The sequence below is a fragment of the Paraglaciecola marina genome, assembly GCF_004360155.1.
Classification (GTDB): Bacteria; Pseudomonadota; Gammaproteobacteria; order Enterobacterales; family Alteromonadaceae; genus Paraglaciecola; species Paraglaciecola marina.
Genome location: NZ_ML178720.1, coordinates 316064 through 332944, shown reverse-complemented (window position 1 = coordinate 332944; position 16881 = coordinate 316064). Strand labels below are relative to the sequence as shown.

At 40.9% G+C, this 16881-nt stretch carries 17 protein-coding genes; 10 read left to right on the top strand and 7 right to left on the bottom strand.

Annotated features, from left to right (window positions below):
• Positions 1-85: 85 nt before the first annotated feature.
• From EOK74_RS01460 to EOK74_RS01445, 4 genes are all read right to left on the bottom strand, one after another.
• Entirely contained in the window at positions 86-1690 is a 1605-nt protein-coding gene (locus EOK74_RS01460) for an ABC-F family ATPase (RefSeq protein ID WP_133468238.1), read from the bottom strand.
• 242 nt (positions 1691-1932) lie between these two features.
• Positions 1933-2361 (bottom strand): 3TM-type holin, encoded by a 429-nt coding sequence (locus tag EOK74_RS01455; protein ID WP_133468122.1) that lies wholly within the window; start codon positions 2359-2361, stop codon positions 1933-1935.
• Positions 2362-2369: 8 nt separating this feature from the next.
• A complete protein-coding gene (locus EOK74_RS01450) occupies positions 2370-3737 on the bottom strand; it encodes an N-acetylmuramidase domain-containing protein (protein WP_133468121.1) in 1368 nt (455 codons plus the stop codon).
• A gap of 138 nt (positions 3738-3875) precedes the next feature.
• Entirely contained in the window at positions 3876-4778 is a 903-nt protein-coding gene (locus EOK74_RS01445; RefSeq protein WP_133468120.1) for a LysR family transcriptional regulator, read from the bottom strand.
• Between the two features lie 125 nt (positions 4779-4903).
• Here EOK74_RS01445 and nhaA point away from each other — a divergent pair, with 125 nt between their 5' ends.
• The 3 genes from nhaA (at position 4904) to EOK74_RS01430 (ending at position 7801) form a co-directional block, all read left to right on the top strand.
• Positions 4904-6097, top strand: a complete 1194-nt coding sequence (nhaA, locus tag EOK74_RS01440; protein WP_133468119.1) for a Na+/H+ antiporter NhaA — start codon at positions 4904-4906, stop codon at positions 6095-6097.
• Between the two features lie 239 nt (positions 6098-6336).
• On the top strand, positions 6337-6678 hold the full coding sequence (locus EOK74_RS01435) for a PBPRA1643 family SWIM/SEC-C metal-binding motif protein (protein ID WP_133468118.1): 342 nt from the start codon (positions 6337-6339) through the stop codon (positions 6676-6678).
• A gap of 223 nt (positions 6679-6901) precedes the next feature.
• Positions 6902-7801, top strand: coding sequence for a pepsin/retropepsin-like aspartic protease family protein (locus EOK74_RS01430; protein WP_166638694.1), 900 nt, complete (start codon positions 6902-6904; stop codon positions 7799-7801).
• Between the two features lie 74 nt (positions 7802-7875).
• Here the strand turns inward: EOK74_RS01430 and hslU are convergent, their stop codons facing one another.
• The 3 genes from hslU to rutR form a co-directional block, all read right to left on the bottom strand.
• The gene (gene hslU / locus EOK74_RS01425; RefSeq protein WP_133468116.1) at positions 7876-9207 is read right to left on the bottom strand and encodes an HslU--HslV peptidase ATPase subunit; all 1332 of its coding nucleotides are present in this window, start codon (positions 9205-9207) and stop codon (positions 7876-7878) included.
• Between the two features lie 62 nt (positions 9208-9269).
• Positions 9270-9794 carry an ATP-dependent protease subunit HslV gene (gene hslV, locus EOK74_RS01420; RefSeq protein ID WP_133468115.1) on the bottom strand — a complete coding sequence of 175 codons (525 nt, stop codon included), beginning with the start codon at positions 9792-9794 and terminating at the stop codon, positions 9270-9272.
• A 194-nt stretch (positions 9795-9988) separates the two neighbouring features.
• The gene (gene rutR, locus EOK74_RS01415) at positions 9989-10657 is read right to left on the bottom strand and encodes an HTH-type transcriptional regulator RutR (protein WP_239023959.1); all 669 of its coding nucleotides are present in this window, start codon (positions 10655-10657) and stop codon (positions 9989-9991) included.
• Between the two features lie 310 nt (positions 10658-10967).
• On the opposite strand from rutR, the gene rutA reads away from it, so the two are divergent.
• The 7 genes from rutA to EOK74_RS01380 all read left to right on the top strand — a co-directional run bounded on the left by rutA (position 10968) and on the right by EOK74_RS01380 (position 16877).
• Positions 10968-12053, top strand: coding sequence for a pyrimidine utilization protein A (gene rutA, locus EOK74_RS01410; protein ID WP_133468114.1), 1086 nt, complete (start codon positions 10968-10970; stop codon positions 12051-12053).
• A complete protein-coding gene (gene rutB / locus EOK74_RS01405) occupies positions 12053-12778 on the top strand; it encodes a pyrimidine utilization protein B (RefSeq protein WP_133468113.1) in 726 nt (241 codons plus the stop codon). The genes rutA and rutB overlap by 1 nt, the downstream gene beginning before the upstream one ends.
• A gap of 50 nt (positions 12779-12828) precedes the next feature.
• Positions 12829-13212, top strand: coding sequence for a pyrimidine utilization protein C (rutC, locus tag EOK74_RS01400; protein WP_133468112.1), 384 nt, complete (start codon positions 12829-12831; stop codon positions 13210-13212).
• A 68-nt stretch (positions 13213-13280) separates the two neighbouring features.
• Entirely contained in the window at positions 13281-14054 is a 774-nt protein-coding gene (rutD, locus tag EOK74_RS01395) for a pyrimidine utilization protein D (RefSeq protein ID WP_133468111.1), read from the top strand.
• Positions 14055-14091: 37 nt separating this feature from the next.
• Positions 14092-14682: a malonic semialdehyde reductase gene (locus EOK74_RS01390; protein ID WP_133468110.1), complete on the top strand. Its 591-nt coding sequence runs from the start codon at positions 14092-14094 to the stop codon at positions 14680-14682.
• 29 nt (positions 14683-14711) lie between these two features.
• Entirely contained in the window at positions 14712-15242 is a 531-nt protein-coding gene (locus EOK74_RS01385) for a flavin reductase (protein WP_133468109.1), read from the top strand.
• Between the two features lie 144 nt (positions 15243-15386).
• A complete protein-coding gene (locus EOK74_RS01380; RefSeq protein ID WP_133468108.1) occupies positions 15387-16877 on the top strand; it encodes a CoA-acylating methylmalonate-semialdehyde dehydrogenase in 1491 nt (496 codons plus the stop codon).
• Positions 16878-16881: the final 4 nt, after the last annotated feature.

Genomic DNA, 16881 nt, shown 5'->3' with positions numbered 1-16881 from the left:
TATCGCATAAAAAAATGGGCGGTGAAACTGAGTGATAGATTTTAAGAGGTCTTAGCCCATACCTTTAATATGGGCTGATTTAGTCTTAAGTTCTTGCTTGGGCTTCTTTACGGCTGGCTAGGTATTCGTTGTAAGTACCTTGGAAGTTAATCACTTCTTGGTTGTTTATTTCAATTACTCGGGTAGCAAGTGAAGATACAAATTGTCTATCATGGCTTACAAAAATCAAGGTGCCGTCGAATTTTTTCAAGGCGTTATTAAGTGCTTCAATGGCTTCCATATCCATATGGTTTGTGGGTTCGTCCATTATCAGTACATTGATATCAGACATCATCAACTTGCCAAACAATAGGCGGTTTTTCTCACCACCTGAGCATACCTTGGCTTTTTTGTTAAAGTCATCTGCACTGAAAAGCAAGCTACCTAACATGGCTCTTACTGCTAAGTCGTCATGTTTTGGAGTTCGCCATTGGGACATCCAATCAAATAAGGTTAAATCTTCTGCAAAGTCGGCTGTGCTGTCTTGGGGGCAATACCCAATAGTTGCATTTTCAGACCATTTCACCACGCCTTCTTTTGCTTGTAACTCATCAACCAAACAGCGTAGGAATGTGGTTTTGCCGACACCGTTTTCACCGATAACTGCAAGCCTTGCACCAGCTTCTAAAATTAACTCTCCGCCTTTAAATAGCAACTCGTCATCAAATCCATGGCCTAGCTGTTCAAGAATTAAAGCTTGGCGATGCAGTTTTTTATGTTGCTTTAAAACAATTCTAGGAGTACGCCGGCTAGATGATTTAACTTCATCAAGGGTGATTTTTTCTAATCGTCTTGCCCGAGAACTAGCCTGTTTTGCTTTTGAGGCATTTGCAGAGAAGCGGTCAACAAAGGCTTGTAGTTCATCCATTTCGGCGCTTTTCTTGGCATTTTCTGTCAATAACTGTTCTTGTATTAGTGATGATGCGGCCTGATAGGCTTCGTAGTTACCTGGATAGATGCGTAGCTCGCCGTAATCAATATCTGCCATATGGGTACAGACAGAATTTAAGAAGTGACGATCGTGTGAAATAATGATCATTGTGCATTTACGTTGGTTTAGTACTTCAGCTAACCAATTAATGGTGTAAATGTCCAAGTTGTTGGTAGGTTCGTCTAATAACAATATGTCTGGGTTAGAGAATAATGCTTGAGCCAATAATACTCTGAGCTTCTTTCCTGGGGGAATTTGTGACATCAAACCAAAGTGAGCGTCTTCTTCTATGCCAGCTTCTATTAGTAAATCTCCAGCACGAGCTTCTGCTGTGTAGCCATCCATTTCTGCAAATTGCGTTTCAAGTTCAGCAACGTGCATACCGTCTTCTTCACTCATTTCGGGCTTAGAATAGATTTCGTCTCTTTCTTGCTTAATTTTCCAGAGTTTGGTGTCACCCATGATCACGGTATCGACAACAGTAAATTCTTCAAAAGCGAATTGGTTTTGGCTTAGAGTACCAACTTTATCTCCAGGGGTTATCGACACGTTGCCAGCACTGGGTACTAGTTCACCTGTTAGAATTTTCATAAAGGTTGATTTACCACAACCATTGGCACCTATCAGTCCGTAGCGGTTGCCTTGGCCAAATTTGGCTGAGATATTTTCGAACAATGGCTCAGCGCCAAATTGCATGGTGATATTTGCAGTAGAAATCAAAAGTTTGTCGTCCAGAGATAAAGTAAATAGATGGGCTTGCACCCTGATAAGGTTATCAAGCAAGCGAAGGCGCGCATCATACGGAACTGAAGATTAAATGTCGAGATTGCACGGCGGTTTTTTAAACAGTTTAAAGACTGCTCGGGTGTATCTCAAAAAATGAATGATTAACCTGCTAAACATTCTTAACTGATAGATGAGTTATTTAGCAGGTTTACGGGATACCTATGGGTGAGTTGGCTTTATCCTTTGGCCATATCGTTTTTTGGCTCGGCAGGGCGAGCTTTTAAATATTGTTGAGTCATCTTTTCTGCCGAGCGTCCTGCAACATATCCCCCTAAACCAATCTGCAATAAAGTCCATGCCTCCTTCGCTAACGGGTTAGGCAGCCAGCCAAAGCTGTCAAATACCACCAGACCTAAAAATGTAAGCATTGTGATAGGCCGCCAATTACGTTGCATCCAAGACTGGCCCGTTGCTTCGGCAGTAATAATGGCGGTTTTGCTTTGCAATAATTGGTTTTCGTAATCGATTACCTTTGCAAGCAGTTCGTTTTCGACAGCCTTAATTTGGCTTTGAAGTTTGAGCTTTTCTTCAGTACTGGTGTGTACTTCATCAATTAATTTTACTGCGGGTTCAAAAATGTTACTTATAAAAGAAAAAACGTTCATATTCCCTCCTAGGGATGACTGTTATCCAAATTAGGCATCATCTTTTTAAATGCCGCATAATGTTGTTGTATTTTTTGGCCGTAAACTTGTTTCTGTCCTGAGCCGTTGTACATACCTGCGAACTCTTCAAAAGATAAATCTCGTAAATATCCCAGCATTCTTGTTGAAAAAAAATCAAATAAACCGTTAACTTGCCCTTGAATGTTTCGTGAGAAAGCATCGAACATTTCAACCACAGATTGGTAACCAATACGTTCGTAATGAAACCCCATAATTTGCGGTGCGCCCATACTGATGGATAACATGGCAGCGTTTTCATCTAGCTGCCGTGCAAATTCAAATACTTGCCATTCGCTAGCTTGACGCCCATGAAAACTGACCCATTCGCCAGTTAGATCTCGCCGCCATTCGTGGCCTTGCCATACTTTGTTGTTGCTGTAACGAAAATGTTGTCGGTATTGCTGTGGATTATATTTACCCCAGTAGGTCCAAAATTTGTGATTCTCGAAGCGGATAATCATGCGATCACTGTTGTTTTGTTCAAACCCTTTTCCAGAGCTTTCTACACAAAGTACAGCCAATGCACAGGCCACATCTAGCTCTTTTTTAGCACTGAGTGATTCCAGTAAAGCTCCCCATTTGTTCCAAGTGGCAGCTGCGTTGCGTTGCTCATTTGACCCTGCCACAGTTAAAATAGTGTTGGGTGTCAATCGAGATAAACTCTCTCTATGGTTTTCGAGAGGAATGATAGTTTCTTGAGTGTTATCTATAACGATCGGAACAGGCTCTGTGCTATTTACTTTATTAATATATTGGCTGGCAACATAACCACGATTGCCATTAAAGCGAATTTGACTCCAACTTTTTTGCTGTCCTTCTACCCAAATCTTTTCTCCTTGTGCAAGCTGCCCAAATAAGCCTGCGTTTGGATAAGGGGCTGACCGCACATTTAATAAGTCAGCACTTACTTTTGCGTAATAGCCTGCTGATAAATAAACCAAGTCTACATAAATAGCAGCAACGTATGCGGTGTATCCGTTGAATTCTATTTCTAGCCAGTCATTAACAAATGCTAAGGTTTTCACAGACGCGCCGCGAGTCAGTGTGGCTAGGTATTTTGCACTAGCAGATGGAGCATCACGTACATTAAGGCGGTCGGTACTTACGGTTCCAGTAAGTTTGGTTAAATCATTAATAGGTTGTAAATAGTGAGCCGATATAAAACCAAAGGTATCTTGGTAATTAAATTGCACCCAACCATCAAAAGGCCCATCACCTTTTATCACCATACCTTGAGTCAATTGCCCTAATACAGTTGAGCTTGGAGTAGGCATACTGCGAACATTTAATAGGGTAGGGGTCACTGCCGCTAACATGGTATTAGGCTTGATATTGAAGACATAAAGATGCTGGTAAACACGTTAAAAATCCTTTTAGTAAATCATGCGTGTCATTAATATAGAAGGCTAATTACACTATTTCAATAGATTCTTATTTAGAGTTGTAACCCCACTCTATTTAGCCTGAACAATGGTTTTAGCATGTTCAAATAAAGGCACAACCGCCGGGTGTTTTAGTTTTCGTTCTGGGGAAATCAAATATAGGTTTTCTTTTATATCTTTCGTTCTACCTACAATGCTCACATCATAGTGTTCCATTAAATGTTGCTCGATTGAGGTAGGCGCACAGAATACTCCGTATCCAGCTTGCCCAAAAAGTTTTGTTAATGCACTGTCTTCAAACTCTGCTTTTATGATTGGTTGTATACCAAGACTGTCGAACCAAGTGAGTAGGTTTAGTCGCTGTACTGATTTTTCGCCTGAAATTAGAAAGGGTTGATGGTGCAAGGATTGGGGAAAATTGTCTTTTAAACTCTCAGCTAGATTAGCACTTGCTAAAAATGTAAGGCCACCTTCACCAATAACATGATTAAATGCTTTTACATGTACACCTGGTAGCATAGGTCTGTCAGATAAAATTATATCTAGCTTATTAACCGCAAGTTCTGTCATTAAAGAGTCGAGATCTCCTTCTTTGCAAATAAGGTGCGTATTTAGGTCGTTTTCAAAACAAGAGCGAAATAAATCGAAAGCTAAAACTTTGGGTAGCGCATCTGTGATGCCCACTGTAAAAATATGTTGTGAGGTTTGATATTGATTTTTTAGAGTATGCTGAAGCTCATTACCTAATTTGAATATATCATCTGCAAATGTATAGGTAAGCTTGCCTTTTTCATTTAATACTAACCTTTTACCAATTCTATCGAAAAGTTGAAAACCGCAAGTGTCTTCTAACACTGATATCTGGCTGCTAATAGTTTGAGCTGTGAGGTGCAATACTTTAGAGGCTCTTGCGATACTTCCTTCTTTTGCGGTGATGTAAAAATATAATAGATGTTGATAGTTTAGGTTAGTCACGGGCGATAGCTTATATAAAAACGACAATCATCAATCTAAAGTTGATGATATGCAAATATAATTCGAATATTACAATGCATATTTTTTCTGTATAACTACTTTTTAAAATTAGTAAAGGGGGGAGTATGCCTAGTTCAATTCAGGCTTTTTTCAAGCACGACGCAGCGAGTGGCGTGGTGTTAATTCTGGCAGCTATAGTAGCTATGATAATGGCTAATACGCCGCTTAATGGGCTCTATAATGGGCTGTTAGCTATCCCTGTGACTGTAGCATTTGGAAACTTTGAAATTGCTAAGCCTCTTATTCTGTGGGTAAACGATGGTTTAATGGCTATATTTTTCTTTCTTGTTGGTTTAGAAATTAAACGAGAAATATTAGGAGGAAATTTATCGTCACCAGCCCAAATAACATTACCCGCAGTGGCGGCCATTGCAGGTATTGTATTTCCAGCGTTAATTTATGTTTGGTTTAATAGCGATGACCCCGTTGCAATTGCAGGTTGGGCTATCCCGTCTGCCACTGATATTGCCTTCGCTGTTGGTGTGTTCACTATCTTTGGTAAATTTTTACCCTTGAGTTTAAAACTCTTTTTACTGAGTGTGGCTATTTTTGATGACATTGGGGCTATTGTTATTATTGCGCTATTTTATTCTCAAGACTTATCTACCGTTTCTCTGGCGGTTGCTGTGTCTGGATTAATTGTGTTGTTTTTATTAAATCGCTTTAATGTTCGTACTCAAGGTATCTACATTCTGGTGGGGGTTGTTGTATGGGCTGCAGTGTTAAAGTCGGGTGTACACGCTACCTTAGCAGGATTTGCATTAGCCTTGTTTATCCCATTGAAACTCAAAAACACCGATGGTCAGCCAATGTTGGAGCACCTTGAACATAAGCTTCATAGTTGGGTGGCGTTTTTTGTGTTGCCTATTTTTGCCTTTGCCAATGCTGGCGTGTCATTAATTGGTGCCACTATGGATAATATCTTCAATCCTATTACCTTAGGAATAGCTGCCGGTTTATTTATTGGTAAGCAGGTGGGGATTTTCGGAGTGTGTTGGTTAACCGTTAAATCAGGTTTGGCTAAACTACCCGAAAAAGCTACTTGGGCACAGCTGTACGGCGTGACTTTATTATGCGGTATTGGCTTTACTATGAGTTTATTTATAGGGACCTTAGCTTTTGAAGAGCAACCCTTAGAGTATCAGGTGAGTGTTAAAGTAGGGGTATTGATAGGCTCTATTTTATCTGCTTTTATTGGCGCATTTATCTTGGCTAAAACAGGGCAGCAAGGAACTCAGCCGAAACAGCTAATTGAGTAACTATAGAAAAAGTATTTGTAATTGTAACGCCGCCTTAGCGCGGCGTTTTTTTGTCCGAAAGACTGTAATAATCTCAGGCAGACTATGTGTGAGCTTGGTACTTGTAGTAAACTTGCGAATAATTTTTTATAGCAGCCTATCACTTTAACCTGTTCGTATTTGCAGAGTATTTTTTACTAGTTTTTGTGACAATTTAATGATGGCATCTGCTCATTACTTTTATATATTCGGAACATCAAATGTCAGATAAATTCTTTTTTAAAGGTCGTCAAGACGCTCGTCAAACGACTTTAAAATACGGTTATGAGCGTAACGCTAGCCGTATTGTAGGCAGCAAAAAATATCCCCTTAAGTTAGTGGTTACCAATGACACTCGTAAGCAAGAAGTTGAAGCTTTAGTGGCTGAAGCTGATTTGTATGCAGATATTACCATTGATGCAAAGGAAGGAGCGGTAGAGAAGATCAACGAGTTAACTGCATTACTGAATAAAAAGGGTACAGTAACCGTTGAAAAAGCCCCTGCTCGGAATGATCCATGTATCTGCGGTAGTGGTAAAAAATATAAAAAGTGCTGTGGATAAGTGCATTATTTGGATTCAAAACCTTGATTCATACTCTTTACGACAATAGAGGTATTCATTGAATTCCAACATTAACGGGGAGCAGCTGACTCGATTCTATGTTGAAGATATCAATATGCCTGGCTGTTGAGAGGGTATGTTGAATCAATTTGCTCGTCAGTAAATCTGAACTTCTCTAAAGAAAATGGGCCAAATAACTTCAACTTATAAAAAGGATATTTTTTTGAAAGCATTCATTTTGGTATTTTTAACAGCCATGTCATTTTTATCATATGCGGAGATGGAGCATATCCCTCTAATCAAGACTGAAGATGGGCACTTTGAAATACATGCCTCTATCAATGACGTACAGGCAAAATTCATACTTGATACCGGTGTAACTGGCACTGTTATTTTTAGTCAAAACCTAGATGTTTTTGCTATTAATACTAACAAGGATAGAATCGACGGGGTTCGCATAGGCGATGCTGATGCGGGCAAAATTGCTACTATGCCAGTGGATATAGCTCAATTTTCTATTGGCAAAAAACAACTTCGTCTTACGTCTATTTTCTCTAATGATTCATCAAACCGGTTTTCTCCCGAAGTGATGGGTATTATAGGCAACGATGCATTGGTTGAGTTGAATGCTTTGCTGGACGTGAAAAACGCTAAGCTGCTGCTCCCTGATGGCCAGACCGACATAGATAAATTTCTAACTGCAACTTTTGATAAACCATACAATATCGTTACCTTGCAAAATTCACCAATGGGTTTTAGTTTTGTTGATGCTCTATTAGCAGAGCAAAAAGTCAGATTATTAGTTGATACTGGAGCGCCTGAAATAGTATTAGATGAGTCTGTACTTAAGTCGTTTGGTTTAGATTTGAAAGACCACCCCACTGCAAAAACCGTTATTGGCGAAGGAATAGAGCTGCCTATGAAGGTATTTAAAAATGGTCTTATTACCTTAGGGCATACGACTATTTCAGATGACTTTTTTACTACTGATTTTACTGCATTAATGAATGCGGTAAATGTTGAAAACCAACCACGTCTTATTGGTGTTTTAGGTAATAAGCACCTGGCCCAGATGAGCACTATTATTGATGTGGCTAGCGCTAAACTTTATATCAAACCTTAAAGTCAAAAATGCCGCTTACTTTTATCTTAAAATAAGCGGCATTTTTTATGTGCTAGATACTATGTAGCACGTGATTAAAGAATAAAGCGACTTAGGTCTTCGTCTTCTACTAGCATATCTAGATGATTGTTAACGTACTCAGCATCGACTATCAATGATTCCCCGTTTCTTTCAGAAGCGTCGTAAGAAATTTCTTCCATTAAGCGCTCCATAACTGTGTGTAAACGTCTAGCACCAATGTTTTCGGTGCGTTCATTTACTTGCCAAGCGGCATTAGCAATTCGCTTAATACCTTCTTCGGTAAAGGTTACATCAACCCCTTCGGTTTTAAGTAAAGCCACATATTGCTCGGTTAACGAAGCATTAGGTTCTGTCAAAATACGCACAAAGTCATCAGACGTTAATGCTGATAATTCAACACGAATGGGTAAGCGGCCTTGTAACTCAGGGATAAGATCAGATGGCTTACTCATTTGGAATGCGCCAGATGCAACAAACAAAATGTGATCAGTTTTTACCATGCCATGTTTAGTGGATACGGTTGAACCTTCAACTAATGGCAGTAAGTCTCGTTGTACACCTTCACGGGAGACATCGCCACCGCTGGTAGTGCCTTCGCGCTTACAAATTTTGTCAATTTCATCGATGAAGACAATGCCATTTTGCTCTAATGATTCAATAGCGGTTTGCTTTAAGTCTTCTTGATTCACTAGTTTGCTGGCTTCTTCTTCAATCAATAACTTAAAGGCTTCTTTAACCTTAAGTTTTTTCTTTTTCTTTTCCTTACCTGATAAGTTTTGAAACATACCTTGAAGTTGGTTGGTCATCTCTTCCATACCCGGAGGCGCCATGATCTCTACGCCAACTTGAGGCGCAGCAAAATCTAGCTCGATTTCTTTATCATCTAACTGGCCTTCACGTAGCTTTTTGCGAAAAATTTGTCTGGTGCCTTTGTCTTGCGGCTCTTCTTTTTCGCCAAAGGCGTTTTCGGGGGGCGGTAATAGAGCGTCTAAGATACGCTCTTCTGCGTTTTCTTCGGCGCGAAATTTTACTTTTTGCGTAGCTTGCTCTTTGGTCATCTTAACGGCGATATCAGCCAAGTCTCGGATGATGGTTTCCACTTCTTTACCCACATAGCCCACTTCCGTGAATTTTGTGGCTTCAACTTTAATAAAAGGCGCATTGGCAAGTTTTGCTAGGCGGCGTGCAATTTCCGTTTTACCCACACCAGTAGGGCCTATCATTAGGATGTTTTTGGGCGTGACTTCTTGACGAAGTTCTGGCTCAAGTTGCATTCTTCGCCATCTATTACGTAACGCGATAGATACTGCACGTTTAGCATCTTGTTGGCCGATAATGTGACTGTCCAACTCGTGAACAATTTCTCTTGGGGTCATTTCTGACATATTGAAAACCTTATATAAAGTGAGTCACTTTTGAAGCGTGGCTCGTAAAATTCTGTTTGATATTAGTAGTCTATGGTTTCGACTGTTTGACTATGATTGGTAAACACACAAATATCGCCGGCTATAGTTAAACTTTTTTCAGCAATTTCTTTTGCCGATAACTCTGTATTTGCAAGTAGTGCCATTGCTGAAGCTTGAGCGAAGTTTCCTCCCGAACCAATGGCAATTAAGTCATTCTCTGGCTGTACCACATCACCGTTACCCGTGATAATGAAAGAGGCAGTTTCATCTGCTACCGCTAACAGGGCTTCAAGCTTACGAAGAGCGCGATCACTACGCCAATCTTTGGCCAGCTCAACCGCTGCACGGGTTAAGTTACCTTGGTGTATTTCTAATTTAGACTCAAACCGTTCAAATAAGGTAAATGCATCGGCGGTGCCGCCGGCAAACCCTGCCAGTACTTTGTTATGATATAAACGGCGTACTTTTTTAGCATTGCCTTTCATTACGGTATTACCAAGTGATACTTGGCCATCACCTGCAATAACTACTTGGTTATTACGGCGTACAGATACAATTGTAGTCACGAAAATTCCTTCGATATCTCTTAACAACCAAGGGTTAATCAATTATTGGTTGTTAGGGCTAAGAGTGGGCTATGGCGATTTAATAATTTAAAACGCTGCCAGATGGATTAGATGTGGGGAGCATTGATTTTTTTTCAAGTACGCAAGGTGTTGTAAGGTATAGCTACTATGCATTCCCTTTAGCATTGCTTAATTTAACTAGGGCGTACACCTTGCAAAATGATGTTTTGTAGGTTGCTAAGGGTACTCTCAAAAAAGTCATGGTCATCTAGATTTTTGTCTGTGATAGATTCAATTTGCACGCGAAAATCTGCATAGTGTTGGGTGGTTGACCATATAGTGAAAATTAAGTGGTATGGGTCTACAGGCGCTAGTTTTCCTGCAGCAATCCAAGCATTAATAACCGCAGCTTTTGAATCAACCAATTCCTTTAATGGAGACTTTAGCTGATCTTCTAATAATGGTGCACCGTGAAGCATTTCCATGCAAAACAGTCGAGACTCCGCTGGGTGGTCTCTTGATAGTTCTAATTTTACTCTAATGTAGTCATTGATTGTTTGTATGGCATCTTGTTCTTCGTTAAAACTAGCCAAAGGCGCAAGCCAAACCTGCAATAGTCGCTGCATTACCTCTATGTAGAGTTGCTCTTTACTATTGAAATAATAGAGTAAGTTAGTTTTGGATACCTTGGCTAAAGCAGCTATTTTTTCAACTCTGGTACCTTTTACACCATGGCGAGAAAATAATTCTAGTGCGGCTTGCATTATGGCATTCTTTTTATCTAGTTTTGCTCGACTACGCTTAGTTCCGCCGCCTAGTGCTTGGGATGTATCTGAATTGGCTGTTGTTTTTTCCGATGACAAGGTAAATGAATCCTTTAATTGGTTCCCTAGAATTCTAATATCCCTGATTAAAATAATCTAGGTTTTCTCACGTGCCTTTTTTTTGTGCGTTGTTGCACGAATATCACGCAACATTTTGGACCGTTTGGTCCAAGTTTGCCTGTGTTTTGTTTTTATCGTGTTGTTATATATAGGTTTTTACCATTTGGTCTGAAATGTGCTAAGTCAGGTTATTGTTTAACAACTAAGCAGTTTATAACTGTCACGCTGTTACTTACAAATTAAGTTAGTTGCACGTAATAAAGATAATCAAAAAATAAGTGAGGCAATAGTGGACGTAGGCGTATTTATTCCAATTGGTAACAATGGCTGGTTAATTTCAAAGACTTCACCTCAATACAAACCTAGTTTTGATTTAAATAAAGAGGTGGTCCAAAAAGCAGAGCAGTACGATATGGACTTTGCTTTATCCATGATTAAGTTGAGAGGGTTTGGTGGCGACACTGAGTTTTGGGATTACAACCTGGAGTCTTTCACCCTTATGGCAGGGTTAGCCGCGGTTACCTCGAAAATTAAACTATATGCAACGGCCGCCACATTAGTGATGCCACCGGCAATAGTCGCCCGAATGGCGGCGACTATTGATTCAATTTCTCACGGCCGCTTTGGTGTAAACCTAATTACTGGCTGGCAACGTCCAGAGTATTCACAAATGGGTATGTGGCCTGGAGATGAGTTTTTCTCTAACCGCTACGAATACTTGGGTGAGTATATAAAAGTGTGTAAAGAGTTGTGGGAAACCGGAAGTAGTGATTTTAAAGGTGACCATTTCCATATGGAAGATTGCCGTATGAAGCCCATGCCTGAATCTAAAATTCCTATTATTTGTGCAGGTCAAAGTTCCGCGGGAATGGAGTTTTCAGCTGAACATGCAGATTACAACTTTTGCTTTGGAAAAGGCGTAAATACGCCAACTGCTTTTGCCCCTACGGCAGAGCGTTTAAAAGTTGTGGCAGAAGAAAAAGGCAGAAACGTTGGTTCGGTGGTATTGATCATGGTTATTGCCGACGAAACTGATGAAAAAGCCATGGCTAAGTGGCAAATGTATAAAGATGGTAAAGATCAATCTGCTTTAGATTGGATGACACAACAGGGCGCCGCAGATAAAAAATCAGGAAAAGATACCAATATTCGAGATATGACTGATCCTACATCAGCGGTTAACCTAAATATGGGCACTTTAGTAGGCTCTTATGCTTCAGTTGCCGCCATGCTAGACGAAATTGATACTGTGCCGGGTTGTGAGGGTGTACTCCTAACCTTTGATGACTTTATCCAAGGCATGGATGATTACGGACAAAAGATTCAACCACTTATGAAATCTCGTCAACATATCAAAGCAGCGGTAGGTGAATAATGTCTGAAGTTACAGAACTCCCCATTGCTGGTTATTGTACTGGCGATAAGCCTAATGAAATTATATTACCTGCAAAGCCAGAACCGTTAGCCTTTGATGTAACTGAAACTGCGCTAATAGTTGTAGATATGCAAAATGCTTACGCCAGTAAAAATGGTTATTTAGACAAGGCTGGCTTTGATATTTCAAGCACAGGCCCTGTAATTGCGCAAACTGCTAAAGCGATTGCCGCGGCTAGAAAAGCTAACATGCCTATTGTGTTCTTTCAAAATGGTTGGGACAACAAATATGCTGAAGCAGGTGGCCCAGGGTCGCCAAATTGGTATAAATCTAACGCTTTAAAAACCATGCGTAAAAACCCAGAGCTTATGGGCACACTCTTAGCAAAAGGTACCTGGGACTACGAACTGGTTGATGAGCTAACCCCTCAAGAGGGAGATATCATTATCCCCAAAACCCGTTATAGCGGGTTCTTTAACACTAACCTAGATAGCATGATGCGTAGTCGTGGCATTCGTAACTTAGTGTTTACTGGTATTGCTACCAATGTATGTGTGGAATCAACCTTACGAGATGGCTTTTTCTTGGAGTATTTTGGCGTTGTATTGGCTGATGCTACCTATCAAGCGGGCTCGGATATGATCCAAGAATCGGCGCTGTTTAATATAGCTACTTTTTTTGGTTGGGTATCTAGTGTAGATGAATTTTGTGATGTTCTGGCTTAATAAAGCCACTAAATAATTACCATAAAAAACTAAATTAAAGGAAATCTAAAATGAGTAAAAAAGCAATCATACCACCAGGCACTAGTACCCCAATCGCTCCTTTTGTTCCGGGTTCTATGGCGGATAATATCTTGTATGTTTCGGGTACGTTAGCCTTTGATAAAGACAATAATATTGTTCACGTTGGGGATGCAGAAGCGCAAACTCGTTACATTTTAGAAACCATTAAAAGTGTAGTTGAAGCTGCTGGTGGCACTATGGATGATGTGACATTTAACACCATAATGATCACCAGTTGGGATGACTATCCAGCGTTGAATAAGGTGTATGCTGAGTATTTCCCTGGCGAAAAACCAGCTCGCTACTGTATTCAATGTGGCTTGGTTAAGCCGGAAGCGCTAGTGGAGATCGCAAGTATTGCCCACATTGACTAGTGCTTTTAGAGACACGTGCCTTGCAGCAAAAAGCGGTATAAATTCTAAATGTGTAATAAGGTTTAAACATGTATTTTGAAATACTGGGCTCTAAACATCCGGAGGCGCCAACTGTTGTATTGAGCTCTGGATTAGGCGGCTCTGCTCATTTTTGGAAAGCTCAACTGCCTGCCTTAGAAAGTAGTTTTCGGGTGATTGTCTATGACCAAAATGGCACAGGTCGCAGCCCTGGAGTTTTACCTAGTGGTTACTCTATTCAATCAATGGCAACAGAGTTACTCGCGCTTTTAGATAGTATCGATGTGAGCGATTGCCATTTTGTGGGCCATGCATTAGGTGGCTTAGTGGGCTTACAAATTGCTATCGAGCGCCCCGAATTGCTACAAAGTCTGGTGTTAATTAATGCGTGGAGTAGCCCTAATGAACACAGTTTACGTTGTTTTAGGGTAAGAAAATCATTATTAGATAATAGCCCGCCACTAATGTACTTGCAGGCCCAAGCTTTGTTTTTGTATCCACCAGATTGGATCATGCAAAATATCGATATGCTCGAGCAAGAAGAACAACATATGCTTGCGTCTTTCCCTGACAAACCCAATTTATTAGCAAGAATACAAGCTTTAAGCGAGTTTGATATAGAGGCTGATATAGCAAGCATTACTACCCCTACTTTAATCGTTGCTAACAAGGACGATATGTTGGTGCCTTGGCAAAGATCTGAAGTGCTAGCAGGCTTTTTACCTAATGCAGAGTTGGCAGTTTATGAATACGGGGGACATGCTTGTACGGTTACTACCCCAGATGTATTCAACGATAAATTACTCACATTCTTATCTAACTAATTTTTAAATTAATAATACAAATTTTGGAACATTACCGATGACAACACCTTTAGACGATGCAGCACTTTCGCAACTCTTTTACGACGCGCATACCCACTCAAACTGGCAAGATAAACCTATTCCTGAAGCTTTGTTAACTCAATTATATGACATGGTTAAGCTGGGCTCTACGTCAGCTAACTGCAGCCCAGCACGTTTTGTATTTGTGACGTCTGCGGAGGGTAAAGAAAAATTAAAGCCTACAATATCGAGCGGTAATTTAGATAAAACTATGTCGGCTCCTTGTACGGTTATTGTTGCTTTTGATGAAGAGTTTTATGAAGAACTGCCGACTTTGTTTCCTTACGCTGATGCTAAAAGTTGGTTTACTGGTAGCCCAGAAGCGGCTTATGAAACGGCTATGCGCAACAGCTCACTTCAAGGTGCTTATCTAATAAGTGCAGCTCGTGCCTTAGGGTTAGATTGCGGCGCTATGTCTGGGTTTAACCCCAAATTATTAGATGAAACATTTTTCGCAGATAGTACATGGAAGGTTAACTTTTTAATTAACCTTGGCTATGGCGACAGTGAAAAAGTTCATAAACGTCTGCCTCGCTTAGCCTTTGAGCAAGCCTGCAAAATTGTATAACACAAACATATTAAGCTAGGAGACTCATCATGAGCGCATTAAAAGAAGTGATACTTAAGAACACCGCGCCGTGTATTTCTGGAGATGAATTTAGACAGGGTATGTCAGCCTTACCAGGTACAGTTAGCGTTGTGACCACAGGCTCAGGTCAAGGCAAAGCGGGTTTTACAGCTACGGCCGTATGCAGTGTGAGTGACAACCCACCTACACTATTGGTGTGTTTAAACCGCGGGGCTTCTGTTTATAAAGCCTTTGAGAACGCTAGCAGTTTGGTGATAAATACCTTAGACGCAGGACAAGATAATTTATCAAATCTATTTGGTGGAAAAGCACCCATGTCTGAACGTTTTGCACAAGGCACTTGGAAAACCCTAGTCACTGGCTCACCGCTTTTAGATGAGTCTGCAGTGTCCTTTGATTGCAATATTGTGGAAATGAAAAGTGTCGCTACTCACGACGTCATTATCTGTGAAGTGGTAGGGATCAAACAAAAAGAACAGGCTGGAGCACTCGTTTATTACAACCGTGGTTACCATCACCTAACTAAAAGTAGTGACTAACCTACTTTAAATCAAAAGGTTACCGACAGTGCACATAAAATCAACAAAGAAAACTGTCGGTAAGCTTCATTCTATTAATAAGACTACCCAGTTTGCTATTGACCTTATTTGGGTAATGGGTAGCACTGTGTTTGAGGAAAAATTATGACAACTATTGGACATTTTATTAAGGGAGAAATAGTCACTCCTTCAGGGCGCACCCAAGATGTCACTAACCCAGCAACAGGGGCTGTGGATAAGCAGGTTCTATTGGCATCGGCAGAAACTGTGCAAGAGGCAATCGATACTGCTCAAGTAGCGTTTCCTGCATGGCGAAATACTCCGGTATTGAAGCGGGCGAGGGTGATGTTTAAATTTAAGCAATTGCTTGAAGACAATGCTGAGCATATTGCCGAGTTGATTGGTCAAGAGCACGGCAAGATCAGTCATGATGCGGCTGGCGAAATTCAAAGGGGCATTGAGAATGTCGAGTTTGCTTGTGGTGCGCCACAATTATTAAAAGGTGAGCACAGTAGAAATGTGGGGCCGAATATTGATTCATGGAGTGAGCTTCAACCTTTGGGTGTGGTAACGGGGATTACCCCGTTTAATTTCCCAGCTATGGTGCCCTTATGGATGTTTCCGTTAGCAATAGTGTGCGGCAATACCTTTGTTCTTAAACCTTCTGAACGTGCGCCTAGCTCAACACTTTTCATTGCACAATTGCTAAAAGAAGCAGGCTTGCCAGATGGCGTCATGAATGTAGTGAACGGTGATAAAGAAGCGGTAGACGAGTTGCTGACTAACCCCGCAGTAAAAGCTGTGAGCTTTGTTGGTTCAACGCCAATCGCAGAATATATTTACACCACAGCTAATGCTGCCGGTAAACGTTGTCAGGCGTTAGGTGGTGCTAAAAATCATGCCATAGTGATGCCTGATGCTGATATGGATAACGCCGTTAATCAGTTGTTAGGAGCGGCCTTTGGATCGTCTGGAGAGCGCTGTATGGCTTTGTCTGTTGTTGTGGCCGTTGGCGACAAAGCTGGCGATACCTTAGTAGACAAAATGCAACAAGCTATGACTGGATTGAAAGTAGGGGCTTACACAGATGCGAGTAACGATTTTGGCCCGCTGATTAGTTGCCAACACCGAGACAAGGTCAGCGGTTATTTAGCGAGTGCCGAACAACAAGGCGCTAAAATTGTAGTCGATGGCCGAAATACTAAGGTTGAAGGTTACGATAATGGTTTCTTTATCGGTGCCACTTTAATTGATGGCGTCACCAAAGATATGGAAAGCTATAAGGCTGAGATATTTGGTCCTGTGTTACAAGTTATCCGCGTAGACACTATGCAACAAGCGATGCAGTTAATTGATGATCATGAATACGGTAATGGTACCTGTATTTTTACTCGGGATGGTGAAGCGGCTAGGTACTTCTCAGACAATATACAAGTGGGAATGGTGGGAATTAATGTCCCTCTACCTGTGCCTGTGGCTTACCATAGTTTTGGCGGTTGGAAGCGTTCATTGTTTGGTGATTTGCATGCCTATGGCCCAGATGGCGTTAGGTTTTATACTAAGCGTAAAACCATTACCCAAAGGTGGCCTTCAAGTGGCGTACGCGAAGGTGTAAGCTTTGCTTTTCCAAGTTAGTTTT